Annotated in this window: 1 protein-coding gene; it reads left to right on the top strand. The window is 63.8% G+C overall.

Annotated features, from left to right (window positions below; translation table 11 throughout):
• Positions 1 to 235, top strand: a 235-nt coding sequence (locus RMT89_RS45490; RefSeq protein WP_315889611.1) for a hypothetical protein, incomplete at both ends; no start/stop codon positions are given.

Below are 235 nucleotides of genomic sequence, written 5' to 3'. Positions count from 1 at the left end.
CCAGGCGGCGCGCTTTTCGATTGCGGTGGTGCGTCTCGGCGTGACGAGCAGCGTGGCGGCGACCTATTTCCAGCTCTGCGCGGTGCAAGACAAGATCGCGGACGCCAAGAATGACGTCCTAAGCGCGACCCGCATATTGGAGGGTCTGCGTATCCAGCAACAGCATGGGCTCGTCACGGGTATGCAACTGGCCCAGCAGACCGCCCTCGTCGCCCAGTTCGAAGCGGCGATTGCC

The organism is Streptomyces sp. P17, assembly GCF_032436805.1.
Taxonomy (GTDB): domain Bacteria; phylum Actinomycetota; class Actinomycetes; order Streptomycetales; family Streptomycetaceae; genus Streptomyces.
The sequence above is the reverse complement of the archived record's forward strand: the minus strand, read 5'-3'. Positions and strand labels throughout refer to the sequence as shown.